The sequence below is a fragment of the Leekyejoonella antrihumi genome, assembly GCF_007845645.1.
GTDB classification, from domain to species: Bacteria; Actinomycetota; Actinomycetes; order Actinomycetales; family Dermatophilaceae; genus Leekyejoonella; species Leekyejoonella antrihumi.
On record NZ_VCQV01000127.1, the window covers coordinates 1 to 1,303 of the forward strand.

Genomic DNA, 1,303 nt, shown 5'->3' on the forward strand with positions numbered 1-1,303 from the left:
AGGATTCGCGTCAGAATAACCTAGGTTTTATGCTTTGAGGGCTCTACGCTCGTGCTATGGCAGTGATGGCGCAGGCGGTGGAGTCGGTGGAGCGGCGCTATGCGGTATTGCGTGAGCATCTGGATGAGCGGCAGCGGCGGCTGTTGCTGGGGGCTGAGGCGGCCGAGCTTGGCCGGGGTGGGATCAAAGCGGTCGCGGGAGCGACCGGGGTGCACCCGGACACGATCGCCCGAGGAGTTCGAGAGGTCACCGGGCAGGACGGGCCGCGGGCTCGGGTGCGAGCGGCCGGTGGTGGCCGTAAGAAGCTGTCGCAGACCGACACGGACCTGGACGCAGCGTTAAAAGCGTTGGTGGAGCCGGAGACTCGGGGTGACCCGATGTCCGCGCTGGTCTGGACGACCAAGTCGACCCGGCACCTGGCCGGCGCGTTGACGGGTATGGGTCATCCGATCTCGGACCGGACGGTCGCACGGATGCTGCGGGCGATGGGGTTCAGTCTGCAGGCCAATACCAAGGTCACCGAAGGCACTCAGCACGCCGACCGGGACGCCCAGTTCACCTACCTGAACAATCAGGTTGCCGAGCACCTCGCCGCGGGTGACCCGGTGATCTCGGTGGACACCAAGAAGAAGGAGCTGGTCGGGGACTTCAAGAACGGCGGACGCGAGTACCAACCGACGGGTACCCCGGAGCGGGTCAACGTGCACGACTTTCCCGACGCCGAGCTGGGTAAGGCCATCCCGTACGGCATCTACGACGTGTCCGCGAACACCGGCTGGGTGACGGTCGGCACCGACCACGACACGTCCGCGTTCGCGGTCGCCACCATCGCCTCCTGGTGGGACGCCGTGGGCCGGGACCGCTACTCGGGCTCCGACCGATTGCTGATCTGCGCCGATTCCGGAGGATCCAACGGCTCCCGGATCCGTGCCTGGAAGATCGAGCTGGCCCAGTTCGCCGCGGACACAGGCCTACACGTCACCGTGTGTCATCTACCGCCGGGCACCAGCAAGTGGAATAAGATCGAGCACCGACTGTTCTCCCAGATCACCTTGGGCTGGCGCGGACGACCACTACGCACCCACCAGGTCATCGTCAATCTGATCAGCAACACCACCACAACCACCGGGCTGACCGTGCGGTGCGTCCTGGACACCGGCCAGTACCCCATCGGGCTGAAGTACACGACCAAGGAAATCGACGCGCTGCCCCTGACCCGCCACGAATTCCACGGCGACTGGAACTACACGCTGGCACCACCCGACACGCCGTAACCAACCCACATTATTAGATCGCAGCCCCT

At 65.2% G+C, this 1,303-nt stretch carries 1 pseudogene; it reads left to right on the forward strand.

What is annotated here, in order from left to right:
- Positions 1-56: 56 nt before the first annotated feature.
- Positions 57-1,271 (forward strand): annotated as a pseudogene (locus tag FGL98_RS25070) (ISAzo13 family transposase); the annotation flags it as partial.
- Positions 1,272-1,303: the final 32 nt, after the last annotated feature.